This is a genomic window from Cupriavidus sp. 09_S30 (assembly GCF_056930435.1).
In genome coordinates this window covers 1,126,400-1,150,024 of sequence record NZ_JBXOWI010000001.1, presented here as the reverse complement: position 1 = coordinate 1,150,024, position 23,625 = coordinate 1,126,400, and the positions used below count along the sequence as shown (strand labels likewise).

The following is a 23,625-nucleotide window of genomic DNA, read 5'->3' as shown; positions in this document are numbered from 1 at the left end:
TTTGCCGCTTTGCCATGCAATCGCGGCCGAGAATGCGTTGGCCGGCACCAAGCGGACCCCGGGTGAACGAAAAGGCGTATGGAGGATTTGCTCGAGACAAACGCTTGCCAAGCGTCACGATTGCCGTCATCAATGCCGGATGGACACCATGACGCACGCCCCGCTCGACCCCGGACTGATCCTGCTGGCCTTCGCGCCGGTCTTCCTGCTGACGATCGGTGCTGAGGCCTGGTACTGGGCGCGGCGCGACCGCTCCGTCTACAGCCTGCGCGACACACTCTCCAACGCGGCGCTGGCACTGATGCACCAGGCCTCGGACGCCCTCTTCCTCTGGCTGATGGTGCGCACCGTCTACAGCTGGTGCTATCAGCACGGCCTGCACGCGGTACCGGAAACGGCGTGGTCCTTCGTCCTGCTGCTGGTGCTGCAAGACCTCCTCTACTACGGCTTCCACCGCGCCAGCCATCGCGTGCGCTGGCTGTGGGCCTCGCACGTGACGCACCATTCGTCAGAGGGCATGAACTTCTCCACCGCCTTCCGCCAGAGCCTGACCTACCCGCTGTCGGGCATGTGGATCTTCTGGCTGCCGCTGGCCTGGATCGGCTTCACGCCCGATTGGGTCATCCTCGCGGTCGGCCTGAACCTGGCCTTCCAGTTCTTCGTGCACACGCGCCTGGGCAAGCGCTGGCCGGCGCTGGAGCGTTTTCTCAACACGCCGTCGGTGCACCGCGTGCATCATGCGCGCAACCCGGGCTATATCGATCGAAACTACGCGGGCGTGCTGACCGTCTGGGACCACCTGTTCGGTACCTTCGTCCCCGAGGAGGCACCACCGGTCTACGGCATCACGCGGCGCATCGACTCGCACAATCCGCTGACACTGACCTTCCACGAGTGGCGCGACATGTTCGCCGATACCTGGCGCAACCGCGACCTGCGGCATCTGTGGAAGCCGCCCGAGTGGCGCCATCCGTGCGAGGTCGACGCGAATAGCCGGGGCCGCGCCGACTGAACGCCCCCCTGGTCGACCCGGCCCGCGCCAGGCCAGCAATGCCGCCAATGCCGCGTGAAGCGGCCAACAAAAAACCGCGCCTGAGCGCGGTTTTTTTATTGGCCAGCCGGCGTGGTGCCGGCTCGGGCATGGCGGGCTTAGACGCCTTCGCGGGCGGCACGCTTGCGCTCATGCTCCTTCAGGTGGCGCTTGCGCAGGCGGATGCACTTGGGCGTGACTTCGACCAGCTCATCATCAGCGATGAATTCCACCGCATATTCCAGCGACATCTGGATCGGCGGCACCAGGCGCACGGCCTCATCGGTACCCGAGGCGCGCACGTTGGTCAACTGCTTGCCCTTGATCGGGTTGACCACCAGGTCGTTGTCGCGGCTGTGGATGCCGATGATCATGCCCTCGTACAGGGCGTCGCCCGGCTTGACGAACATGCGGCCGCGGTCCTGCAGCTTCCACAGTGCGTAGGCCACGGCGTCGCCGTCGTCCTGCGAGATCAGCACGCCGTTGTGGCGTTCGCCCAGGCCGCCTTCGCGCACCGGCGCGTAGTCGTCGAAGACGTGGCTGATCAGGCCGGTGCCACGCGTCAGCGTCAGGAATTCGCCCTGGAAGCCGATCAGGCCGCGTGCCGGGATGCGGTATTCCAGGCGGGTGCGGCCCTTGCCGTCGGACGCCATGTCGAGCAGTTCGCCCTTGCGGCGGCCCAGCTCTTCCATGACGGCGCCCTGGTGGCCGTCTTCCACGTCCACGGTCAGCAGCTCGTACGGCTCGTGCCTGACGCCGTCGATCTCCTTGAACACCACGCGCGGGCGCGACACGGCCAGCTCGTAGCCTTCGCGGCGCATGTTCTCCACCAGGATGGTCAGGTGCAGTTCGCCGCGGCCCGACACCTCGAAGATGGTGTCGTCGCCGGTATCGGCCACGCGCAGCGCCACGTTCGACTTCAGCTCACGGTCCAGGCGCTCGCGCAACTGGCGGCTGGTGACGAACTTGCCTTCGCGGCCGGCCAGCGGCGAGGTGTTGACGCAGAAGTTCATGGTCAGCGTCGGCTCATCCACCTTCAGCATCGGCAGCGCGTCCTGGGCGTCCGGCGCGCACACCGTGCAACCGATGCCCAGTTCTTCGATGCCGTTGATCAGCACGATGTCGCCAGCCTCGGCCTCGGGCACGATCTCGCGCTCCAGGCCCTGGAACTTCAGCACCTGGTTGATGCGGCCCTTGATCGGGTTGCCCTCGGGACCGAACTTGACCACCACGTCCTGCAGCGGGCGCGCGCGGCCGCGCGAGATGCGGCCCACGCCGATCTTGCCGACGTAGCTGGAGTAGTCCAGCGAGATGATCTGCAGCTGCAGGGGGCCGTTCGGGTCATCATTGCGCACCGGCACCTTGTCCAGCACGGTCTCGAACAGCGGCTTCATGTCGCCGCCGCGCACATCGTCGCTCAGGCCGGCGTAGCCGTTCAGGCCCGAGGCGTAGATCACCGGGAAATCGAGCTGCTCGTCGTTGGCACCCAGCTTGTCGAAGAGATCGAAGGTCTGGTTGATCACCCAGTCCGGGCGCGCCCCCGGACGGTCGATCTTGTTGATCACGACGATCGGCTTCAGGCCCAGCGCCAGCGCCTTGCGGGTCACGAAGCGCGTCTGCGGCATCGGGCCCTCGACGGCGTCGACCAGCAGCAGCACGCCGTCCACCATCGACAGCACGCGCTCGACCTCGCCGCCGAAGTCGGCGTGGCCCGGGGTGTCGACGATGTTGATGTGGGTGCCGTTGTATTCAACCGCGCAGTTCTTGGCGAGGATGGTGATCCCGCGTTCCTTTTCCAGGTCGTTCGAATCCATCACGCGCTCAGCGATCTGCTGGTTCTCGCGGAAGGTGCCTGCCTGGCGCAGGAGTTGGTCGACTAGGGTCGTCTTGCCATGATCGACGTGGGCGATGATGGCGATATTGCGGATGGCGCGGGTCATTGCTGCGGTCTCGCTGAAAGCGGGTCTCGAAAGTAACCCAACATTCTAGCATGCTGCGGCGCAAAACTCGTGTGGACACGAGCCGAGACCGCTAGCACTAATTATTGCCAAATCAGGAATAGCTAATTTCAATCCTTGCGGATAGTAAAACGTAAACATATATTTGCCATGGCAAAGATTGCACTGACAAAAATATCGCCCAGCCGATGACGCCCTCTCCGAATCCCGCTGAGTACAACATGCAGGATAGCATCGGCTATCTACTGTCGCGGGCCAAGTCCGCGCTGACCCACGAGGTCGAACAGGAGGTGAGCGCCCTCGACATCACCCACGCCCAAGCCGCGTGCCTGATGATGCTCGGCACGGGCCGCGCGTGCACCGTCACCGACCTTGGGCGGGAATTGAGCACCGATATGGGATCGGTGACGCGCCTGCTGTGCCGCATGGAAAAGCGCGGCCTGGTCGCACGCCAGCGCAGCAACGCCGATCGGCGCGTGGTCGAACTCTCCCTGACACAACAGGGGCAGACCATGATGGAACAGCTGCCATCCATTTTCATCCGCGTGGTCGAGCGCCGGCTGCGCGGATTCACCGCCGACGAGGTCTCCAGCCTGCGCGCCATGCTGACGCGGGTCATCGACAACAACAGCGGGTAGAGGCATGCCAGCACGCCGCCCGACACGATATTGAATCCAACAGCATGGCTCCGAAACGGGGCGACACGATGAAACGAGCATTCTCTCTTCCACCCGCCCGGGCCGCGCGTTCGGCGGCGCGCCGCGCCGGCCCGCTGGCCCTGACGGTGCTGGCCGCCGCCGTGCTGGCCGGCTGCGCGGTCTTCGGCGATTCGCACAGCACACAGACGAAGACGGATCCGTCCGCCCTGGCCACTGCCCAGACCCTGCCGGCAGAGCACGGCGATTGGCCCAAGATGGACTGGGTCGACCAGTTCCATGATCCGCAGCTGCGCACCCTGGTGGACGAGGCCATCCAGAGCAGCCCGAGCCTGCAATCGGCCTATGCAAGACTGGAAGCCTCGCGCGCGATGGCCGATAGCGTGCGCAGCGCGCTGTATCCGAGTGTCGACTTCGAAGGCAGCGTTGTGCGCCAGCGCTTCTCCGAGACCGACCTGTTCGCTGGCACGCCGCTGGCCGGCGCCTGGAAGAACGTGAGCCGCCTCCAGGCCAACCTGTCCTACGACTTCGATTTCTGGGGCAAGAACCGCTCGGCCCTGCAGGCCGCGCTGTCGGATGACCGCGCCAGCGAAGCGGAAACGCAATCCGCGCGCCTGGTGCTGACCACCGCGGTGGCGCGCGCCTACGCGCAGCTCTCCGCGCTCTACGCCCAGCGCGATGTCGATGTGCGAGCCATCGCCCAGCGCAAGGACCTCACCGAGCTGTCGCGCCAGCGCCTGGCCACCGGCCTCGACACCCAGGTCGAGACGACGCAGGCACGCGGCACGGTGGCAGCGGCGCAGACCGATCTGCAGCGCGTGGACGAGCAGATCGCGCTGGTGCGCAACCAGCTCGCCGCGCTGGTGGGCAAAGGCCCTGACCGCGGCCGGGCCATCACGCCCCCCACCCTGCTGGCCAACGCCTCGCCGACGGTGCCCGACGATCTCACCATCGGCCTGCTGGGCCGCCGCCCCGACCTGGTCGCGGCACGCTGGCGGGTGGAGGCCACGTCCAAGGACATCGACGTGGCCAAGGCGGAATTCCTGCCCGACATCTCGCTGACCGCCTTTGCCGGCCTCGCGTCGCTGGATACCAGCACGTTGCTGATGGGCATCAGCCGCACGTTCGGCTTCGGCCCCACGCTGCACCTGCCGATCTTCGAAGGCGGCAGGCTGCGCGCCAACCTGAAGGGCAAGTACGCGAACTACGACCTGGCCGTAGCCAGCTACAACCAGACGCTGGTCGATGCCCTGCACGAGACCGCCGACGCCATGACGAGCATTCGCAGCGTCGATCAGCAGATCCAGGTCCAGCGCGAGGCGCTGGACCTGGCCGAACACGCCTACTCGCTGTCGACCATCCGCTACAAGGCCGGCCTAGGCACCCAGCTCACCGTGCTCAATGCCGAGAGTAACGTGCTGCAGCAGCGCCGCCTTGCGGCCGACCTGTTGTCGCGCCGGATCGACCTGCAGATGAGCCTGATGAAGGCACTCGGCGGCGGGTACCAGGAAGGCGCCGAGGAAGGCACCGCCCATCCCGCGGCGAAGAACGAGGCGGCTGCCCGCGGCTAGCGCGGCGCCAACAGGATTGCACAGCCTATTTCCAGAAAGACAGTCATGAGCGAAAACCAGAACGCGGCAGGCAAGCAGCCGCAACCAGTCTCGAGTTCCGCCCCGAGTTCCAATGGCAAGCGCAAGCGCATGCTGCTCACGCTGACCACCGTCGTCGTGGTGGCGGGCGTGGCCTATGGCGCCTATTGGGCCCTGTATGGCCGCCACTTCGAGAACACCGACGACGCCTATGTCGCCGGCAACGTAGTCCAGGTCACGCCGCTGGTCGCCGGCACCGTGGTGTCGATCGCGGCCGACGACACGCAGATGGTCACCGCCGGCCAGACGCTGATCCAGCTAGACCGCGCCGACTCGCAGGTCGTGCTCGAGCAGGCCGAGGCGCAGCTCGCCCAGGCCGTGCGCGAAGTGCGCACGCTGTTCGTCAACAACGGCTCGCTGGCCGCCAACGTGTCGATGCGCGAAGCCGACGTAGCGAAAGCGCGCGAGGACCTGCGCCGCCGCCAGGCGATCTCGGGCACGGGCGCCGTTTCCGGCGAAGAAATCTCCCACGCGCAGACCGCGCTGATCGCCGCCGAGTCGTCGCTGCTGGCCGCGCGCGAGCAATTGGCCTCGAACCAGGCGCTGACCGACCGCACTACGGTGGAAAAGCACCCCAACGTACAGCGCGCGGCCGCCAACCTGCGCTCGGCCTACCTGGCCTACGCGCGCTCGACGCTGCCGGCGCCGGTCACCGGCTACGTGGCCAAGCGCTCGGTGCAGGTAGGCCAGCGCGTGGCCGCCGGCAATCCGCTGATGGCCGTGGTCCCGCTCGACCAGGTCTGGGTCGACGCCAACTTCAAGGAAGTCCAGATCACGCATATGCGCGTGGGCCAGCCGGTCACGCTGGAAGCGGACGTCTACGGCTCCAAGGTCAAGTACCAGGGCAAGGTGGAAGGCTTCTCCGCCGGTACCGGCTCGGCCTTCTCCCTGCTGCCGCCGCAGAATGCCACCGGCAACTGGATCAAGGTGGTACAGCGCCTGCCGGTGCGCATCGCGCTCGATCCCCAGCAACTCAAGGACCATCCGCTGCGGGTCGGCCTGTCGATGAACGTGACCGTCGACGTGCGCAAGGAAGAAGGGGCCGCCATGGCTCCCGCGCCGGTGCCGCGCCCGATGCAGACCGACGTCTACGAGAAGGTCGGCCGCGATGCCGACGCGCTGATCGAACGCATCATCTCGGCGAACAACGGCGGCCGCCCGGTCAGCCTGCCGCCCGCGCCGCAGACCGGCGGCGCGATCGCCCAACCCCTCGCGAATCGCGCCGCTAACTGATCATGGCCGCTACCGCACCCGCCCCGTCCGCTCCGGCCGGCCGCGTCCCGCACGAAGAGGCGCGGCCGGCGCGGCCGGCCGCGCCCAAGCCGCTGACCGGTGGCCGGCTGGTGATCGGCACCATCTCGCTGTCGCTGGCCACCTTCATGAACGTGCTGGATTCGTCGATCGCCAACGTGTCGATTCCGGCGATCTCCGGCGACCTGGGCGTCGCCCCGAACCAAGGCACCTGGGTCATTACGTCGTTCGCGGTAGCCAACGCCATCTCGGTGCCGCTGACCGGCTGGATGACCACGCGCTTCGGCGCGGTGCGGCTGTTCATCACGTCGATCCTGCTGTTCGTGCTGTCGTCCTGGCTGTGCGGCGTGGCGCCGAACCTGGAAGTGCTGCTGGCCGCGCGGATCCTGCAGGGCGCCGTGGCCGGCCCGATGATCCCGCTATCGCAGTCGCTGCTGCTGTCGAGCTACCCGCCGCAGAAGAGCACCATGGCGCTGGCGCTGTGGGGCATGACCACGCTGGTGGCGCCGATCATGGGCCCGCTGCTGGGCGGCTGGATCTCGGACAACATGACCTGGCCGTGGATCTTCTACATCAACATCCCGGTCGGCCTGATGGCAGCCTATGCGACCTGGGCCATCTACCGCGACCGCGAGACGCCCACCAAGATCCTGCCCATCGACCGCATCGGGCTGGCACTGCTGGTGATCTGGGTCGGCTCGATGCAGTTGATGCTGGACAAGGGCAAGGAACTCGACTGGTTCCACTCCCCGGTAATCGTCGTGCTGACGCTGGTGGCGGTGGTCGGCTTCCTGTTCTTCCTGATTTGGGAGAGCTACGAAAAGCACCCCATCGTCGACATCAGCCTGTTCAAGGGCCGTAATTTCAGTGCCGGCGTGGTGGCCATCTCGGTAGCCTACGGCCTCTTCTTCGGCAATCTGGTGATCCTGCCGCTGTGGCTGCAGACCATCGTCGGCTATACCGCCACCGATGCCGGCATCGTGATGGCGCCGGTGGGCATCTTCGCCATCCTGCTGTCGCCGGTGATCGGGCGCAACCTGCCGAAGATGGACGCGCGCTGGGTCGCCACCGCCGCCTTCATCACCTTCGGCGTCGTCAGCCTGATGCGAGCGGGCTTCACCACCCAGGTGGACACCCGCACGCTGATGATCCCGACGCTGATCCAGGGCGCGGCCATGGCGATGTTCTTCATCCCGCTGACCTCGATCATCCTGTCGGGCCAGCCGCCGGAGAAGATCCCTGCCGCCTCGGGCCTGTCGAACTTCGTGCGGATCACCTTCGGCGCGATCGGCGCCTCGATCTCGACGACGGTGTGGGAGAACCGCTCGGCGCTGCACCACGTGCGGCTCGTGGAGAAGATCAATCCCTACGACTCTGCCTACCAGGAACAGCTCAACCACCTGATGCAGATGGGCATGAGCCAGTCGCAGGCCGTCGGCATGATCGAGCGCAACCTGAGCCTGCAGGCCTCGATGCTCGGCGCGAACGACATCTTCTGGATCTCCGGGGTTCTGTTCTTCGTGCTGATCGGCTTCGTCTGGCTGACCAAGCACGTCAAAGGCGGTGGCGGCGGCGATGCCGCCGCGGGCGCACACTAGCGCACTGGCAGCCGCGCGGCCGGCACCCGGCCTTGATCGGAGATCAAGTGCCGCGGCGCCGGCCGAGGGCCGTCCTGCCACCCCAGTCGGGCCTGCCGGCATCGATCCCCACGCGCAGCGCCTGCAGCCCGAGCGGGCGCTGCGGATTGGGCACCAGCACATAGGCGGCGCGCAAGCGGGCGTAGGGTCCGAAACCCAGCAGTTCCACCACCGGCAGGGCGCGCAGCGCCCCCGTCGGGCCGTCCTCTGCGTACAGCACGGCCACGGCCGCCGCCTCCGTCTGCCCCCCTTGCGCGGACAAGGTATCTGCCTGCTGGACTGCGGCAGCCTGCGCGTCGAGCCGGGCCAGGCAAGAAGCCACGGCGTCCAGCAGCACCGGCGCCGGCCAAGGCCACGCACCGGCCTCGCCGGCCTGTGCCACCAGCGCGGCATCCAGCGAGGCGACATGCAGCGACACCGCCGTGCCATCGCCCAGGCGCGCGCGGCATTGCCCGTTCAGGGAGTCGACGTCGACCCGGCGCAGCAGCGCCCCGCCCTGCGCGGCCAGCACATCGGCCAGGTCCTGGCAGACCAGCCTGTCATGCAGGCGGCGCCGCTCGCCGCCGTCCAGGTCCGGCGTGGCCGCGTGCGCGAACGCCTCCACCCGGTCCACTGTGCGCGTACCGTAATCACCGTACCGCTCCCAACTCTCCATCCGCTTCCCTGCGAGCATCGTTCCCTCCCCTTGCAAGGCGGCGCGCCAGGCGACGCGCCACGCCGAACCGCCAGCGCCTGCCGCCGGCTCAGGCCGGCAGCAGTTCCTGCACGACGACCTCGAGCGGCGGCACGCCATCTTCGACAGGCAAGCGCACATGGCGGCCGGTCGGCATGCCCAGCAAGGCCATGCCGGCCGGGGACAGGACGCTCAGCTTGCCCCGGCGGAAGTCGGCTTCCTCGGGATAGACGATGCGCCAATGGAAGTGCTCGCGGTGTTGTGCCTCGATGCACAGGAATGGTGTGTGCAGCCGGACCACCGCAGGCGGCAAGGCATCGGCGGCATCGACCACCGCACGGTCAAGCACGGCGTGCAGGGACTGGCGCTGTTCGGGCGAGGTGTTGGCGGCAAGCGCGAGCGCGCCCAGGCGCTCGGCTTCGGCGGGGGTGAGAAAAACCGTCTGTCGCTTTCGCATATCGACTCCCAAGTGCGCAGGCGCGCGTGAACTGGCTTCTGGAGGGAGCAGGTTTCGGCCCGGGCCCCGGACCGACGCGAGTCGGGTCTTAAGCGGGGAACCGGGCGGCAGCGAGAATGGCGGCTGTCGCCGCGCGAAGCAGCAGGACGGCGGGTTTCACTTGGGCGATTTGGGCAGTTTGGGCCGTCGCGGGCGTGCCGCGCCGGGTAACTCAGACGTTACCCGCTATTTAAACAGACTTCCGCGCAGAAAGCCAGGCGTTGCCGGCGTTGCCTGGTTTTGTATGACTTTGCCGACAGAATGCTCAACATACCGAGACAACTTTCGCATCGATCGGCGTGCAGCGGGTGGCGGCAGGAGCCCCGGCCAAGCGGGCGAGCCGGCTAGAGACGCACCAGACGCTCAGGGCGCAGCGCGCCTTCACGCATGCGGGCAACGCCGAGCAGGCGGCCATCGGCCGCGTAGACCCTGGCCAGCTCCTCCTCTGCCAGCGACACCCCGACAGGCAGGTCGCGCCGGGCGATACGCTGCCCCTGCAGGAAGCGCGACGTTGCCGCATCATCGAGCACGACCGGCGCGCTACGCTGCAGCAGGGCGTCGACCGGGGCCAGCATCCCGGGCCGCTGCGCGTCGGGCTGCTGCTCGATCTGCTCCAGCGTGACAGCCCCGTCCAGGCTCAGGTCGCCCACACCGGTACGGCGCAGGCCCGTCAGATGCGCGCCGCAGCCGAGCGCCTCGCCGATATCCTCAGCCAGCGTGCGAATGTAAGTGCCCTTGCTGCAGCGGACGCGCATCGAAAAGGATGCCTGGTCCGGCAGGCCGCAGTCGAGCAGCGTGATCTCGTGGATGGTCACACGGCGCGCGGCGCGCTCCACCGTCTGCCCGGCGCGGGCGTACTCGTAGAGCGGCTTGCCATCCTTCTTCAAGGCCGAGTACATCGGCGGCACCTGGTCGATTTCACCGACGAAGCGCGCCAGCACGGCACGTACATCGTCCAGCCCGCACGCGACGGGGCGCCGTTGCAGCACCTCCCCCTCGGCGTCGCCGCTGGCCGTTTTCACGCCCAGGCAGACAGCTGCCTCGTAGGTCTTGTCGGCTTCGAGCAGGTCCTGTGAAAACTTCGTCGCCTCGCCGAAGCACAGCGGCAGCAGGCCGGTGGCGAGCGGATCGAGCGTGCCCGTGTGGCCGGCCTTGGCCGCGCGCAGCAGGCGCTTGGCGCGCACCAGCGCATCGTTGGACGACAGGCCGAGGGGCTTGTCGAGCAGCAGGACGCCGTGCACGTCACGGCGCGGCAAGCGCGGCGGGCGGGCAGCGTTCGAATCGGTCATCGGTCTGGAAAGGAAAGCGCGGCGGAGAACGCCGGCGGCCGCGGACAGCCGTGCCGGCAGGGCCGGCAGCGGGGATCAGTCGTCCTTGGCGCGGTCGGCGTTGGCCTGATTGATCAGCTTGGACATCTCGATGGCATGCTCCACCGAGGTGTCATGATGGAAATGCAGCGTCGGCACGGTATGGATGTGCAGGCGCTTGAACAGCAGCGAGTGAAGGTAGCCGGCCTTCTCGTTGAGCGCGGCGGCCGCGTCTTCGGGCTTGGAGCCGAGCACGGTGAAATACACCTTGGCGTGCGCGTAGTCGGGCGTCAGCGTCACCGACTGCAGCGTGACCAGGCCGAGGCGCGGGTCGCGCAGCTCGCGCTGGATCATTTCGGCCAGGTCCTTCTGGATCTGGTCGGAAAGACGGAGATTACGGGAGGAAATAGAGCCTTTCTTGGCCATGCGAACCTGCGTTGTCGAGATGGCGGCGGCGGCGGCATCCGCTGCCGGCCGCCGCCGTGCCCGCCTTACAGCGTGCGCGCCACCTCGGTGATTTCAAACACTTCGAGCTGGTCGCCTTCCTGAACGTCGTTGAAGTTCTTGATCGACAGACCGCACTCGAAGCCCTGCTTGACTTCCTTGACGTCGTCCTTGAAGCGCTTGAGCGAATCGAGCTCGCCGGTGTGGATGACCACATGGTTGCGCAGCACGCGCACCAGCGAGGTCCGCTTGACCAGACCGTCGGTGACCATACAGCCGGCCACGGCGCCGATCTTGGGCACGCGGAACACCTGGCGCACCTCGACCTGGCCAATGTTGGTCTCACGCTTCTCGGGCGCCAGCATGCCGGACATGGCCGCCTTGATCTCGTCCACAGCATCGTAAATGATGTTGTAGTAGCGGATGTCGATGCCATTGTGCTCGGCCAGCTTGCGCGAGCCGGCGTCGGCGCGCACGTTGAAGCCGATGATGACCGCCTTCGAGGCCGTCGCCAGGTTGACGTCCGATTCCGAGATGCCGCCCACCGCGGCGTGCACGATCTGCACGCGCACTTCGTCGGTCGACAGCTTCTGCAGCGACTGCACCAGCGCTTCCTGCGAACCCTGCACGTCGGCCTTGACGATCAGCGGCAGCGTCTGCACCTCGCCTTCGCTCATCTGCTCCAGCATGGTCTCCAGCTTGGCAGCCTGCTGCTTGGCCAGCTTGACGTCGCGGAACTTGCCCTGGCGGAACAGCGCGATTTCGCGCGCCTTGCGCTCGTCCGGCAGCACCAGCACTTCCTCGCCGGCGGCAGGCACCTCGGACAGGCCCTGGATCTCCACCGGAATGGACGGGCCGGCGTCCTTGGTCGGCTTGCTGTTCTCGTCCAGCATCGCGCGCACACGGCCGTAGGCACTGCCAGCCAGCACCACGTCGCCACGCTTGAGCGTGCCGCTGGTGACCAGGATGGTCGCGATCGGGCCCTTGCCCTTGTCGAGCTGGGCTTCCACCACCAGGCCCTTGGCCGGGGCGTCAACCGGCGCCTTCAGCTCCAGCACTTCGGCCTGCAGCAGCACCTGCTCCAGCAGATCGTCGACGCCAGCACCCGTCTTGGCCGACACCGGCACGAACGGCGAGTCGCCGCCGTACTCTTCCGGCAACACCTGCTCGGCCACCAGCTCCTGCTTGACGCGATCGGGGTTGGCCTCGGGCTTGTCGATCTTGTTGATCGCCACCACGATGGGCACGCCGGCCGCCTTCGCATGGGAGATGGCTTCCTTGGTCTGCGGCATCACGCCGTCATCGGCGGCCACCACCAGAATGACGATGTCGGTCGCCTTGGCACCGCGGGCACGCATGGCGGTGAACGCCTCGTGACCCGGAGTGTCGAGGAAGGTGATCACGCCGCGTTCCGTCTCGACGTGGTAGGCACCAATATGCTGCGTAATGCCGCCGGCTTCGCCCGCCGCCACCTTGGCGCGGCGGATGTAGTCCAGCAGCGAGGTCTTGCCGTGGTCGACGTGACCCATCACGGTCACCACCGGCGGCCGCGGCAGTTGCTCGGCATCGGTATGTTCGACACCGGTATCCAGCAGCGCCTCGGGATCATCCAGCTTGGCGGCAAACGCCTTGTGGCCCATTTCCTCCACCACGATCATGGCGGTTTCCTGGTCCAGCACCTGGTTGATGGTCACCATCTGGCCGAGCTTCATCATCTGCTTGATGACCTCGGATGCCTTGACCGCCATCTTGTGCGCCAGGTCGGCCACAGAAACGGTTTCAGGCACGTGCACCTCGCGCACCACCGGCTCGGTCGGCGCGTGGAAGTTGCTGCGGGCGTCGTCGGCCTGCTGCTGCCTGCCGCCGCGGCCGCGCGGACCACCGCGCCAGCCGCCGACGCCGCCAGAAGAGTCGCCGCGGGTCTTGAGACCGCCGCCCTTCTTCTTGCTGCCTTCGTCCTGCCAGGTCGACGAGGTGCCCGTCTTGACCACCTTGCCGGTCTTCTTGTCGACCGTCGTGGTGGTGGTAGTGGCAGGCTTCTTGTCTTCCTTCTTGGTCTCGGTGCCAGGCGCCTTGACCGGCTTATGCAGCGTACCGGTGGTCTGCTCGGCCTTCTTCTCCTCGGCCTTGCGCTCCGACGGCGCCTTCAGCACGCGAGCGGGCGCATTCAGCATCTGCTGAATGGCGCGCGCCTCGGCTTCGGCGGCCTCGCGGCGCTTGCGTGCGGCATCCTGCTGCTCGGCGCGCGCCTTGTCGGCGGCTTCCTTGGCCTCGTCGGCAGCCTTCTGCGCAACGGCGCGCTCGGCCGCCAGACGGCTCTTGTCGTCCTCGGCCTTCTTGCGCGCGGCTTCTTCCGCTGCCTCGGAGGCGACGCGCGTGGCCGCGGCCTCTTCCTCAGCCTTCTTGGCGGCAAGCTCGGCCTGGCGGCGCTCTTCGGCCTCCAGTGCTTCCTGCTTGGCGCGGCGCTCGGCTTCCTCGCGCTCGGCGGCCTCGCGGCGCGCCTTGGCCTCGGCCTCCTGGCGCGCCAGCAGTTCCGCCTGCTGGCGATCTTCCTCTTCGCGGCGCGCCTGCTCTGCAGCTTCGGCGGCGTCGTGCCCATCGTGTGCTTCGGCCTGGCCTTCGCCTGCGACTTCGTCGCGCTTGATCAGGACGCGCTTCTTGCGCACCTCGACCTGCACGGTACGTGTCTTGCCGGTGGAGTCAGCCTGGCGGATCTCGGAAGTCTCGCGCTTGGTCAGCGTGATCTTCTTGCGGGCGCTATCGTCCGCCGCGCCATGCACGCGCTTCAGATAGTCCAGCAGCCGGGTCTTGTCCGACTCGGTGATGATGTCGTCAGGCGTGGCCTTGCCCACTCCAGCTGCCTGCAATTGTTCCAGCAGGGCAGCTGCGCTGCGACTCAGTTCTGCGGCCAGTTGGGCAACTGTTGTGCTTGCCATTCAAACCCTTTCAATGCTCGGTTTCTACGTCGGGACAGTTTCGTTCGCGGAAAGCGCGCCCGGGGCCGGAGGCTCCGGGCGTGTCCCTCAGTTAAACCAGTGTTCCCGTGCTTTCATGATCAGCGCCTTGGCCTCTTCGTCGCCGACGCCGATCATCTCGACCAGTTCGTCGACGGCCAGCTCGGCCAAGTCGTCGCGCGTGTGGATACTGCCTTCGGCCAGCTTGCCGATCAGATCCGGAGTCAGGCCTTCGAGGGAACGCAGGTCCTGCGACACCTCTTCCACCTTTTCTTCCCGGGCCAGCTCCATCGTCAGCAGCGCATCACGCGCGCGGTTGCGCAGCTCGTTGACGGTGTCTTCATCGAAGGCCTCGATCTCCAGCATCTCGCTGATGGGCACGTAGGCCACTTCTTCGAGAGTGGAGAAGCCTTCTTCGATCAGGATGTCGGCCACTTCCTCGTCCACGTCCAGCCTGGACATGAACAGCTTGCGCACGACCTCGCTTTCCTCGGCCTGCTTCTGAGCCGATTCTTCCTGCGTCATGATGTTGATCTGCCAGCCGGTCAGTTCGGACGCCAGGCGCACGTTCTGCCCGCTGCGGCCGATGGAGACGGCGAGGTTCTCCTCGTCGACCACCACGTCCATGCTGTGCTTTTCCTCATCGACAACGATGGACTGGACCTGTGCCGGCGCCAGCGCGCCGATGACGAACTGCGCTGGGTCTTCCGACCATAGCACGATATCCACGGCCTCGCCGCCGATCTCGTTGCGCACCGCCGTCACGCGCGTGCCGCGCACGCCCACGCAGGTGCCGATCGGGTCGATGCGCTTGTCGTGCGCGACCACGGCGATCTTGGCGCGCACGCCCGGATCGCGTGCCGCCGCCTTGATCTCCAGCAGGCCCTGCTCCATCTCAGGCACTTCGTTCTCGAAGAGCTTGACCAGGAACTCGGGCGCGGTGCGCGACAGTTCGATCTGCGGGCCGCGCGCGGTGCGGTCGACGTTCAGGATGTAGGCGCGCACGCGGTCACCGGTGCGCAGGTTTTCCTTCGGGATGATCTGGTCGCGCGCCAGCAGCGCTTCGACACGCCCGGACTCGACGATCAGGCCCTTCTTGTCGGCGCGCTTGACCGTGCCGGTCATGATCTTCTCGCCGCGATCCAGGTAGTCGTTCAGGATCTGCTCGCGCTCGGCGTCGCGGATACGCTGCAGGATCACCTGCTTGGCGGCCTGCGCGCCGATGCGACCGAACTCGACCGACTCGATCTGCTCTTCGATGAAGTCGTCCAGCTCGATGTCCGCGTTCTGCTCGCGTGCCTCGAACAGCAGGATCTGCTTGTCCGGCTCCTGCAGGCCTTGTTCGTCGGGAACGACGAGCCAGCGGCGGAACGTCTCGTGCTCGCCAGACTCGCGATCGATCGCGACACGGATGTCCACGTCTTCCTCGAAGCGCTTCTTGGTGGCCGAGGCCAGCGCGGCCTCCAGCGCACCGAATACCACATCCTTGTCGACGTTCTTCTCACGCGCAAGCGCATCGACGAGCAACAGAACTTCGCGGCTCATTGCTTGTTCCCTTTTCTTTGATTTCCTTTGAAGTCGATCACCGGCACCAGGCGCGCGCGATCGACATCGGATACAGTGAATTCCAGCAGCGAGGGACCATTCCTCCCCTCGAACTCGAGGCCGATCTTTTCCGCGCCGGGCTCGCCGGCGGGCGCTTGCAGCACGCCGACGAAATTCTTCTGGCCGTCGACCGGCAGGCGCAGCGTGACCCTGGCCTGCTCGCCCACGAAGCGGACATAGTCGGCCAGCTTCTTCAGCGGCCGGTCCAGCCCCGGAGACGACACCTCGAGGCGCTCATAGTCGACATTCTCGACCGCCAGCACGTGCGTCAACTGACGGCTGACCTTCTCGCAATCCTCGATGACGATGCCCGTCTCAGGCTGATCGATGTACACGCGCAGCAATCCCGCCGGGGCTCGTTCGAGCTCGACCAGCTCGTACCCCATGCCGTTCAGGGTGGTTTCGATCAAATCTGCCAGATGCACTGTATTCCCGAGTAATGGCCTTCAAACACTACGACGGACCGCGCACCAGCCGCGCCGGACCGCCACACCCCAGACGGAGAGAAACCGGATGGGCCAAAAAAAATGGGCGCAATGCCCATCATTCGCCCATCCCACGCTGGGGATGTCACTTTTGAATAGACTTTGATTATACGCTGATTATGTCCAAAAGGCAAAAGGCCGGACAGGCGGCCGCGCCCGCCCGGCGCTGTGCCGCCTACGGCATATCAGCGGTTACCGCCGCGGTTGCCACCGCGATTGCCACCGCCGCTGCCGCCGCGATTGCCGCCACCGCTGCTGCCGCGATTGCCACCACCGCCACCACCGCCACCGCCGCCGCGCTGCCCGCGATTGCCGCCGCCGGATTTTGCAGCCTTCGGCATCACATTTCCGTTTGCCTCACCACGACGCTGCTGCCTGCCGGCGCCGCCGCCGCCCTTACCCCGCCCGCCCTTGTTGCCGCCCGTGGGCGTGGCCGAGCCTGGCAGGCTCACACCGCTGGCCAGCTTGGAGTGGGAGGTCAGCAACGTCGGTCCGTGGCTGATATAGCCCATCGAGGTCTGCATCGGGTCGGGCTGGCCCCGGCCGGCGCTATTGCCACGGCCACCACCCGCCCGCTCGAAGCGCGGCAGGCCATCCATGCCGGTAGGCATGGGCATGCCCGCCAGTGCCGCTTCCTCGCGCTGCTTGCGGCTGCCCACCTTGGTCACGCCCTTGCCGCTCTGCTCGCCCTTGCCCGGGAGCTTCAGCCCGATACCGGTCATCAGCGTGCGCACATCCTCGGCCTCCAGCTCCTGCCAGCGGCCGCGCTTGAGGCCGCGCGGCAGCAGGAACTGGCCGTAGCGGGTGCGGATCAGGCGCGATACGGTCAAGCCGACCGCCTCGAACATCCGGCGCACCTCGCGGTTGCGGCCTTCGGTCAGTGCAACGTGATACCAGCGGTTCACGCCCTCGCCGCCAGCGTCCGCGAGGCGCAGGAAGCTGGCCTCGCCATCGTCCAGCTGGATGCCGTGCAGCAGCCGCTGGCGGTCGGACTCGGCCAGCTCGCCCAGCGTGCGCACCGCGTACTCGCGCTCCACGCCGTAGCGCGGGTGCATGAAGCGGTTGGCGATGTCACCCGAGGTCGTGAAGATCAGCAGGCCCTCGGTATTGAAGTCGAGCCGGCCCACCGCCACCCACTTGCCGGTCTTGATGCGCGGCAGGTTGTCGAACACGGTGGGACGGCCTTCCGGATCCGACTGGCTGACGATCTCGCCCGCCGGCTTGTGGTAGAGCAGCACACGCGGCGGCTTGCTGGTGATCTTGCGCGCGATCAGCTTGCCATTGACCCGCACCTGGTCGGTCGGCAGGATGCGCTGGCCGATGTGGGCCGGCAGTCCATTGACGGACACCCTGCCCTGCAGGATCAGCTCTTCCATTTCGCGGCGCGAACCCAGGCCGCCGTCGGCCAGCACCTTGTGCAGCTTGGGGGCATCGTCGTCCGCGGACAGCTCGCGCACCGGCTTGGCCTTGGTGCGCGGCACCACGGTCTCTTCCTGGTCGTACTGGTCGGAGATCACGAAGCGGAAGACTTCGTCGCCGCTCGCTCCTCCCGCCGCGCCCGCACCGCCCTTGGCAGCAGCCTGGCGCGGCTGGGCCGCCGCCTTGCCCTTGCCCTGCTGGCGGGCGCCTGCCTTGGCCTGCTCGGTCACGGGCTTCGCCCCGCGACCCTGGCCCTGCCCCTTGCGCTTGCGCGCGCCACCCTCGCGGCCGGCGGCCGGCTGGGCCTCCTGGCCAGGCGCCGGCTCGGCGGCCTCTACGGCGCGGCCCGTGTCGGCCTCCGCCTCCACCGCCTTGCGCCTGCCGCGGCCACGCCCTGTGGCCCGGCCACCCTGCGCAGCAGCGGGCTGAGCTGGTTCACCTGCAGCGGCTTCGCCGCCACCCTCCGGCGCCGCGGCACGGCCGGCCTCGCGATCCTGCGCAGCCTGCCGGCGGCTTGCCACCAGGTTGCGCAAACCGCGCCGCAAGCCCTTGCGGCGGGCGCCGCCTTCGCTGGATGCGCCAGGATCGGCCGCACTGCCGGCATCGCTGCCCGGCGCGTCCGCGTGGCGGACGTCTTGCTCTACAGAATCGGACAAAGTATTCACAATCGGATGTTGCATGGGTTCAGTTGGGCAGACGCTCGTCGCGCGCGTCGCGCTCGCCGTCGGCCAGCGGAAGATCGTTGGCCGGCGCGTCCTGGCCCGCTGGGGCGCTCAGGGGTGCGGCTGCAGAGTCGGCCGGGGGTGGGGATTCGGCGTCGGCGAGCGGGCTGGCACCTTGGTCCGGCGCCCCCGCTTGCCCCGCCTCGGCGCGCAGCGGCTCAGCCGGCTGCACACCTTCCATTGCTTGCGTCTCGGGATGTTGTATTTCTTGTACCTGCTGTATTGCCTGTCGTTGCTCGATGACCTGGATTTCCGCGACCTCCTCAGCGTCCCGCGGCACGGCGGCCAGCACCTCGTCCGCTGCCTGCGCCTCCGGGACGCCCTGCGGCTCGATCGGCTCGGCACCATCTTCCGGCGCCACCTGCTGCGCGTTGGCAGCCTCGCTGGCCGGCGCACCTTCCAGCATGGCCGGCGCGAGTGCCCCGCGCTCCACGTTCACTGCAGCCTGGCCCAGCGCCTCGAAATCGATGTCCTGCTGATCCAGCAGCGCGGCCTGAATCTGCGCCTGCGCATCCTCGAGCTGGGGCAGTTCATCCAGCGTGCGCAGCCCCAGATCGTCCAGGAATGCCTTGGTGGTCGCATACAGGGCCGGCCGACCCGGAACATCGCGGTGACCGATCACTTCGATCCACTCACGGTCCTCGAGCCGCTTGATCACTTCGGTGCTGACCGTGACACCGCGGATCTCCTCGATGTCGCCACGCGTGACGGGCTGCCGGTAAGCGATGATGGCCAGCGTCTCCATGACCGCACGCGAATATTTGGGCGGTTTTTCCGGATTCAGGCGATCCAGGTATTCCCGCATTCCCGGCCGGCTCTGGAAGCGCCAACCGCTGGCCAGGGCCACCAGCTCCACGCCGCGCTGCTGCCAGTCCTGGCGCAGCTCTTCCAGCAGCACACGAATGGTATCGGCGCCCACCTCATCGGCAAACAGGCGGCGCAGGTCGGCAACACGCAAGGGCTCCTGCGCACAGATCAGCGCGGTCTCGAGGACGATTTTCGCCTCTTGGGTATTCATATATGGATGTGTGCAGCCTGTCTTTGCACCTGCCTCCGGCAGACGCCAGAGGTTTCGGGAATTTCGGATTCAGCGAGGCCGAAGCGCCATCGCCATCTCATTGTGCGGCCGGCCGGCATGCCATCCGCATGAAAGCCGCGCGCCCATCTTGTTCTGCTTCGGGTTGCCGGGTCAGTCCGGCGGAGAATTGCCCTGCCGCCGGCATCGGCGCCGACCGTAAGGCCTCTTGCGTCGCGCTGCCCTTCTGGAGCAGCGACATGGCACGAAATGGCTGAACCCTTTCGGCCGCAAGAACGATGCAGTCAACCGCACGGCGTACGCGTTTCCCGCAACACAATGCCAAGCCGGTCTTTTGAACCGGATCTTTTCAACCGGAGTGGCTTGCTGCGAGGGGGCCCGGCCGCCAGGAGCATCCTGCCCGGCAAGGCAATCCGGCCAGCATGTGATGCTGCCCGGCGAGACCGCGGCTGCGCCAGCGCGATACTGCAATTCTGCCGATTGTATGGCATTCCGGGCCGGCGCTGCAACCGCCCCGTCGGTGGGATGCGCCCGCCACTTCGGCCGGCACGAGCCGCATCGGCCACCCACCACGGTGTCGGCTCAGAAGACGACGCAGAAACCGTGCTCGGCGAGGGTGTGCGGCAAGACCGCGGCCCGGGCCAGACCGGCCACGCCGAATGCCGTCACCGCCACGCCGGCGCTGGCGCGCACCCAGGGCCGGCGCGACCACTGCCGCAACAGGCCCGATAGGCCTGACAGCATCAGCAGGTTGGGCAAGGTGCCAAGACCGAACACGCCCATGAGCAAGCCCCCCGACAAAGCGTTGCCCGCAAGCAACGACAAGGCCAGCGCACCATAGACCATGCCGCACGGCACCAGCCCCCACGCCAGGCCGATGCCGAAGCGGCGCAACAGCCGCCCGCGGCCGGCCACGAGCGGCGTGCTGGCCGGCTGGCGCGCGCGTGTGGCGGCGCCCAGCCTTCGCGCGACACCGCCGGCAACCCGCGCCGCCAGCCGCTCCAGAACCGCGAACTGTGGCGTGCGCCCGCCCAGCAGCCAGAGCCCCGACAGCACCAGCATCAGGCTGCCGGCAATGAAGAGCGCGCGCTGCACGGGCAGATAGTCGGCACGCCACGCCCCGGCGCCGACCGCGCCAAGCGCCGCGCCCAGCAACATATAGGTAGAGACGCGGCCCACGTGCATCGCCAGTTGCTCGCACAGCCAGTCGCGTGGCCTGCGCAGCACTGCAACGGGGATGCCCTCGCGCCGCTGCTCGACGGCAAGCGCAATGCCGCCGCACATCGCAGCGCAGTGCACGCCACCCAGCAAGGCCAGCAGAAATACGCTGAAAAACACTGCGACAGTCAACTTTCACTCCCCTTCAGATCGCTACGCACAGTAAAATGCATTTATTGTGCCCTCGCAGCTTACTTAAACAGGCCCCCAATTGCTCAATTCCATTCCCGTCACCGCAATGTCGCCCCGTTGCTCGTCCTGCTCGCTGGGGCATCTGTGCGTACCGGTCGGCATGAATCGCAATGACGTTGAGAAGATCGATTCGCTGGTCAAGGAGCGCGTGCGAGTCCACAAGGGCGAGACCCTCTATCGGCTGGGCGAGCCCCTCAGCGCGGTCTACGCCGTGCGCTTCGGCACGCTGAAGACGCATGTGACGATGGAGGACGGCCGCTCCCAGATCACCGGCTTCCACCTCCCCGGCGAGGTCGTCGGCCTCGACGGCCTGGGCGAGATGCAGCATGCCTCCGATGCCACGGCGCTGGAAGACACCGAGGTCTGCGTGATGCGCTTCCAGGACTTGCAGACACTGTCGGCCGACGTGCCCTCCCTGCAGCAGCAGTTCCTGCGACTGATGAGCAAGGAGATCACGCAGGACCAGGTCATGCTGCTCACGCTGGGCTCGATGCGCGCCGAAGAGCGCCTCGCCGCCTTCCTCGTCAACCTGTCCGAGCGCCTGTCCGAACGCGGCTACTCGTCCACCGAGTTCGTGCTGCGCATGAGCCGCGAGGAAATCGGCAGCTATCTCGGCCTGAAGCTCGAGACGGTCAGCCGGCTGTTCTCCCGTTTCGCCGAAGCCGGCCTGATCCAGATCCGCCAGCGCCACGTCAAGCTGGTCGACGTGCCCGGCATCAAGCAAGTCTACGGCAAGGCCTGCTGAGGCGGCGACCGCCGCAGGCGCGGCAGGCCGCCGCCCGCGGCAAGCCATATCGCGCCACCCGCGGCCGGCGCCCGTCATCGCCTACTCCAGTTCGTCGGTATCGCTCAGGCGGATCGGCATCGTGTAGAGCGTCAACGCGCTAGACAGGGCGCACAACAGCCACGCCAGCAGGAATCCGATCGTATAGACGGCCTCGCGCGAGGCCTCGATGGGCCGGCCGAACAGGCTGAGGTCGCTCGGGTCCACCAGCGAGAACACCACCGCGGTCGCCAGCCCGCCGACCAAGAAGGCCGGCCACAGTACCCACATCAGCCAGCGCGCCCTCATGGCCGCCCCGCTGCCGGCGCCATCGCCGCCCGTTGCGGCCCCTGCCGCTCCACCACCAGGCCATGTTGCTTCACGCCCTCGACGATGGGCTTGTCCGGATGGCTCATGGCCAGCCAGATGGTGAAGCCACAGGCCACCATCGCCGCCAGCGGGCCGCTCATGAGCAGCCACGGCCAGGGTTCCTTCCACCAGGGATTGCTTTGTTGCTTCATCAAGCGGGCCTCCGTAGTCGGTTGTCGGCTGGGTCCTTGCATGGAAACGCTCACTGCTTTCATTCGGCAAGGGCAGTGCTGCCGCCCTTGCCTGTCTGCTACCCCTGCGCGAGGCTACAGGTCGCGCGGCACGATGAAGCTGGTCGACTGGCTGATCTCGACTTCGCGCTCACCCTCGCCCTTCACCGTCACGTTGATCTTGTGCGTGCCCTGGCGCGCCTCCTCGATCGGCACCCGCACGCGAATCGGCAGCAGCCGGTTCGAGGTCGGCGCGATCTCGCCGATGACGCCGTCGTACTCCACCGTCATGTGGCCAAGCTCGGCACTGTCCGCGCGGATGGCGATGCGCATCGGCGACTCGCTGGTGTTGATCACCTGCAGGCGGTAGACGTTCTCGATCCAGCGCCCTTCCACTTCGCGCCCGAGGGCGCCGCGGTCGCGGATGATGTCGACCTTGAGCGGGGTACGCAACATCAGCGACACCGCGAAGCCGGCCAGCAGCGCGAACCAGATCGCTGTGTAGATCATCACGCGCGGACGCAGCAGGCGCGCGCGCGCCGACTTGGCCGTCAGGCCCTTGCGCATCGCGTTCTCGGACGTGTAGCGGATCAGCCCGCGCGGGTACTCCATCTTGTCCATCACCTGGTTGCAGGCATCGATGCAGGCGCCACAGCCGATGCAATCGTACTGCAGCCCGTCGCGGATATCGATGCCGGTCGGGCAGACCTGCACGCAGATGCTGCAGTTGACGCAGTCACCCAGCCCCGCGGCGCGATGGTCGGCCTTGCGCGAACGGCTGCCGCGCGGATCGCCGCGCCCCGTATCGTAGGTGACCACAAAGGTGTCGCGGTCCACCATCACGCTCTGGAAGCGGGCGTACGGGCACATGTACTTGCACACCTGTTCGCGCATGAAGCCGGCGTTGCCCCAGGTGGCGAAGGCGTAGAACAGCATCCAGAAGATCTGCCAGGGCCCCAGCGCCAGGTGCATCACCTCACCGCCGAGTTCGCGGATCGGTGCGAAGTAGCCGATGAAGGTGAAGCCGGTCCACAGCGCCACCAGGATCCACAGCACATGCTTGGTCGCCTTCAGGCGCAGCTTGCGCAAGCTCCATGGATCGCTGTCGAGGCGGATGCGCGCGAAGCGGTCCCCTTCGACATGCCGCTCGATCCACATGAAGATCTCGGTGTAGACCGTCTGCGGGCAAGCGTAGCCGCAGAACAGGCGCCCCGCGATGGCTGTGAACAGGAACAGCGCCAGCGCGGAAATCACCAGCAGCACGCTCAGGTAGATCACATCCTGCGGCCACAGCACCAGCCCGAAGATGTAGAACTTGCGCGCGCCGAGGTCGAACAGCACGGCCTGGCGGCCGTTCCATTGCAGCCACGGCGTGCCGTAGTAGATCAGCTGCGTTAGCAGCACCATCCAGACACGCCAGTTCGAGAAGGCCCCGCTCACCGAGCGGGGGTAGATCTTGCGGCGTACCTCGTACAGCGCCTCGTCAACCGACTCGCCCGAGGCTAACGCCTCGGCCTTGCGGATCAGAGGTTCCATCCCCGGCGTATTCATTACCTAGCTCCAGCGCACGCGCCTTGCGGCGCGGCGCGAT

General features: G+C 67.1%; 20 protein-coding genes. 6 read left to right on the top strand and 14 right to left on the bottom strand.

The features are described 5' to 3' along the window. The first annotated feature begins 148 nt into the window (after nucleotides 1-148). A complete protein-coding gene (locus tag AC1Z3O_RS05360; protein WP_483514116.1) occupies nucleotides 149-1,012 on the top strand; it encodes a sterol desaturase family protein in 864 nt (287 codons plus the stop codon). Nucleotides 1,013-1,149: 137 nt separating this feature from the next. Here the strand turns inward: AC1Z3O_RS05360 and typA are convergent, their stop codons facing one another. After that, complete coding sequence (typA, locus tag AC1Z3O_RS05355) at nucleotides 1,150-2,970, bottom strand: translational GTPase TypA (protein WP_483514114.1); 1,821 nt, start codon at nucleotides 2,968-2,970, stop codon at nucleotides 1,150-1,152. Between the two features lie 239 nt (nucleotides 2,971-3,209). Between typA and AC1Z3O_RS05350 the strand changes: the two genes are divergently transcribed. The 4 genes from AC1Z3O_RS05350 (at nucleotide 3,210) to AC1Z3O_RS05335 (ending at nucleotide 8,142) form a co-directional block, all read left to right on the top strand. Beyond that, nucleotides 3,210-3,626, top strand: coding sequence for a MarR family winged helix-turn-helix transcriptional regulator (locus AC1Z3O_RS05350; protein ID WP_483514112.1), 417 nt, complete (start codon nucleotides 3,210-3,212; stop codon nucleotides 3,624-3,626). Nucleotides 3,627-3,694: 68 nt separating this feature from the next. Continuing rightward, a complete protein-coding gene (locus AC1Z3O_RS05345) occupies nucleotides 3,695-5,215 on the top strand; it encodes an AdeC/AdeK/OprM family multidrug efflux complex outer membrane factor (protein WP_483514110.1) in 1,521 nt (506 codons plus the stop codon). Nucleotides 5,216-5,260: 45 nt separating this feature from the next. Then, nucleotides 5,261-6,526 carry an EmrA/EmrK family multidrug efflux transporter periplasmic adaptor subunit gene (locus tag AC1Z3O_RS05340; RefSeq protein ID WP_483514109.1) on the top strand — a complete coding sequence of 422 codons (1,266 nt, stop codon included), beginning with the start codon at nucleotides 5,261-5,263 and terminating at the stop codon, nucleotides 6,524-6,526. 2 nt (nucleotides 6,527-6,528) lie between these two features. Beyond that, entirely contained in the window at nucleotides 6,529-8,142 is a 1,614-nt protein-coding gene (locus AC1Z3O_RS05335; protein ID WP_483514107.1) for a DHA2 family efflux MFS transporter permease subunit, read from the top strand. A 43-nt stretch (nucleotides 8,143-8,185) separates the two neighbouring features. Here AC1Z3O_RS05335 and AC1Z3O_RS05330 read toward each other — a convergent pair whose 3' ends face one another. From AC1Z3O_RS05330 to AC1Z3O_RS05285, 10 genes are all read right to left on the bottom strand, one after another. Next, nucleotides 8,186-8,854 carry a hypothetical protein gene (locus tag AC1Z3O_RS05330; RefSeq protein WP_483514105.1) on the bottom strand — a complete coding sequence of 223 codons (669 nt, stop codon included), beginning with the start codon at nucleotides 8,852-8,854 and terminating at the stop codon, nucleotides 8,186-8,188. A 70-nt stretch (nucleotides 8,855-8,924) separates the two neighbouring features. Continuing rightward, nucleotides 8,925-9,311 carry a GreA/GreB family elongation factor gene (locus tag AC1Z3O_RS05325; protein ID WP_483514104.1) on the bottom strand — a complete coding sequence of 129 codons (387 nt, stop codon included), beginning with the start codon at nucleotides 9,309-9,311 and terminating at the stop codon, nucleotides 8,925-8,927. 383 nt (nucleotides 9,312-9,694) lie between these two features. Continuing rightward, complete coding sequence (gene truB, locus AC1Z3O_RS05320) at nucleotides 9,695-10,639, bottom strand: tRNA pseudouridine(55) synthase TruB (RefSeq protein ID WP_483514102.1); 945 nt, start codon at nucleotides 10,637-10,639, stop codon at nucleotides 9,695-9,697. Nucleotides 10,640-10,714: 75 nt separating this feature from the next. Continuing rightward, nucleotides 10,715-11,083, bottom strand: a complete 369-nt coding sequence (gene rbfA / locus AC1Z3O_RS05315) for a 30S ribosome-binding factor RbfA (protein WP_483514101.1) — start codon at nucleotides 11,081-11,083, stop codon at nucleotides 10,715-10,717. Nucleotides 11,084-11,148: 65 nt separating this feature from the next. Further along, complete coding sequence (gene infB, locus AC1Z3O_RS05310) at nucleotides 11,149-14,037, bottom strand: translation initiation factor IF-2 (protein ID WP_483514100.1); 2,889 nt, start codon at nucleotides 14,035-14,037, stop codon at nucleotides 11,149-11,151. Nucleotides 14,038-14,124: 87 nt separating this feature from the next. After that, the gene (gene nusA, locus AC1Z3O_RS05305) at nucleotides 14,125-15,600 is read right to left on the bottom strand and encodes a transcription termination factor NusA (RefSeq protein ID WP_483514098.1); all 1,476 of its coding nucleotides are present in this window, start codon (nucleotides 15,598-15,600) and stop codon (nucleotides 14,125-14,127) included. After that, nucleotides 15,597-16,085: a ribosome maturation factor RimP gene (gene rimP, locus AC1Z3O_RS05300; RefSeq protein WP_483514097.1), complete on the bottom strand. Its 489-nt coding sequence runs from the start codon at nucleotides 16,083-16,085 to the stop codon at nucleotides 15,597-15,599. The genes nusA and rimP overlap by 4 nt, the downstream gene beginning before the upstream one ends. Before the next feature lie 245 nt (nucleotides 16,086-16,330). Beyond that, nucleotides 16,331-18,244: a 23S rRNA pseudouridine(2605) synthase RluB gene (gene rluB, locus AC1Z3O_RS05295; protein ID WP_483514095.1), complete on the bottom strand. Its 1,914-nt coding sequence runs from the start codon at nucleotides 18,242-18,244 to the stop codon at nucleotides 16,331-16,333. Between the two features lie 4 nt (nucleotides 18,245-18,248). After that, on the bottom strand, nucleotides 18,249-19,304 hold the full coding sequence (gene scpB / locus AC1Z3O_RS05290; RefSeq protein ID WP_483514094.1) for an SMC-Scp complex subunit ScpB: 1,056 nt from the start codon (nucleotides 19,302-19,304) through the stop codon (nucleotides 18,249-18,251). 600 nt (nucleotides 19,305-19,904) lie between these two features. Beyond that, on the bottom strand, nucleotides 19,905-20,672 hold the full coding sequence (locus AC1Z3O_RS05285) for a sulfite exporter TauE/SafE family protein (RefSeq protein ID WP_483514092.1): 768 nt from the start codon (nucleotides 20,670-20,672) through the stop codon (nucleotides 19,905-19,907). Nucleotides 20,673-20,751: 79 nt separating this feature from the next. Between AC1Z3O_RS05285 and fnr the strand changes: the two genes are divergently transcribed. Beyond that, a complete protein-coding gene (gene fnr, locus AC1Z3O_RS05280; protein ID WP_483514090.1) occupies nucleotides 20,752-21,477 on the top strand; it encodes a fumarate/nitrate reduction transcriptional regulator Fnr in 726 nt (241 codons plus the stop codon). 81 nt (nucleotides 21,478-21,558) lie between these two features. Here fnr and AC1Z3O_RS05275 read toward each other — a convergent pair whose 3' ends face one another. The 3 genes from AC1Z3O_RS05275 to ccoG form a co-directional block, all read right to left on the bottom strand. Next, complete coding sequence (locus tag AC1Z3O_RS05275; protein WP_483514089.1) at nucleotides 21,559-21,804, bottom strand: hypothetical protein; 246 nt, start codon at nucleotides 21,802-21,804, stop codon at nucleotides 21,559-21,561. Further along, entirely contained in the window at nucleotides 21,801-22,016 is a 216-nt protein-coding gene (locus tag AC1Z3O_RS05270) for a hypothetical protein (RefSeq protein WP_483514087.1), read from the bottom strand. The genes AC1Z3O_RS05275 and AC1Z3O_RS05270 overlap by 4 nt, the downstream gene beginning before the upstream one ends. A 114-nt stretch (nucleotides 22,017-22,130) precedes the next feature. Beyond that, nucleotides 22,131-23,585, bottom strand: a complete 1,455-nt coding sequence (gene ccoG / locus AC1Z3O_RS05265; protein WP_483514085.1) for a cytochrome c oxidase accessory protein CcoG — start codon at nucleotides 23,583-23,585, stop codon at nucleotides 22,131-22,133. Nucleotides 23,586-23,625: the final 40 nt, after the last annotated feature.

What these genes read in the sequence shown, in the direction of transcription:
- AC1Z3O_RS05360 (WP_483514116.1), top strand. Translation starts at nt 149, where the DNA reads ATGACGCACGCCCCGCTCGACCCCGGACTGATCCTGCTGGCCTTCGCG.
- typA (WP_483514114.1), bottom strand. Translation starts at nt 2,970, where the DNA reads ATGACCCGCGCCATCCGCAATATCGCCATCATCGCCCACGTCGATCAT.
- AC1Z3O_RS05350 (WP_483514112.1), top strand. Translation starts at nt 3,210, where the DNA reads ATGCAGGATAGCATCGGCTATCTACTGTCGCGGGCCAAGTCCGCGCTG.
- AC1Z3O_RS05345 (WP_483514110.1), top strand. Translation starts at nt 3,695, where the DNA reads ATGAAACGAGCATTCTCTCTTCCACCCGCCCGGGCCGCGCGTTCGGCG.
- AC1Z3O_RS05340 (WP_483514109.1), top strand. Translation starts at nt 5,261, where the DNA reads ATGAGCGAAAACCAGAACGCGGCAGGCAAGCAGCCGCAACCAGTCTCG.
- AC1Z3O_RS05335 (WP_483514107.1), top strand. Translation starts at nt 6,529, where the DNA reads ATGGCCGCTACCGCACCCGCCCCGTCCGCTCCGGCCGGCCGCGTCCCG.
- AC1Z3O_RS05330 (WP_483514105.1), bottom strand. Translation starts at nt 8,854, where the DNA reads ATGCTCGCAGGGAAGCGGATGGAGAGTTGGGAGCGGTACGGTGATTAC.
- AC1Z3O_RS05325 (WP_483514104.1), bottom strand. Translation starts at nt 9,311, where the DNA reads ATGCGAAAGCGACAGACGGTTTTTCTCACCCCCGCCGAAGCCGAGCGC.
- truB (WP_483514102.1), bottom strand. Translation starts at nt 10,639, where the DNA reads ATGACCGATTCGAACGCTGCCCGCCCGCCGCGCTTGCCGCGCCGTGAC.
- rbfA (WP_483514101.1), bottom strand. Translation starts at nt 11,083, where the DNA reads ATGGCCAAGAAAGGCTCTATTTCCTCCCGTAATCTCCGTCTTTCCGAC.
- infB (WP_483514100.1), bottom strand. Translation starts at nt 14,037, where the DNA reads ATGGCAAGCACAACAGTTGCCCAACTGGCCGCAGAACTGAGTCGCAGC.
- nusA (WP_483514098.1), bottom strand. Translation starts at nt 15,600, where the DNA reads ATGAGCCGCGAAGTTCTGTTGCTCGTCGATGCGCTTGCGCGTGAGAAG.
- rluB (WP_483514095.1), bottom strand. Translation starts at nt 18,244, where the DNA reads ATGCAACATCCGATTGTGAATACTTTGTCCGATTCTGTAGAGCAAGAC.
- scpB (WP_483514094.1), bottom strand. Translation starts at nt 19,304, where the DNA reads ATGAATACCCAAGAGGCGAAAATCGTCCTCGAGACCGCGCTGATCTGT.
- AC1Z3O_RS05275 (WP_483514089.1), bottom strand. Translation starts at nt 21,804, where the DNA reads ATGAGGGCGCGCTGGCTGATGTGGGTACTGTGGCCGGCCTTCTTGGTC.
- AC1Z3O_RS05270 (WP_483514087.1), bottom strand. Translation starts at nt 22,016, where the DNA reads ATGAAGCAACAAAGCAATCCCTGGTGGAAGGAACCCTGGCCGTGGCTG.
- ccoG (WP_483514085.1), bottom strand. Translation starts at nt 23,585, where the DNA reads ATGAATACGCCGGGGATGGAACCTCTGATCCGCAAGGCCGAGGCGTTA.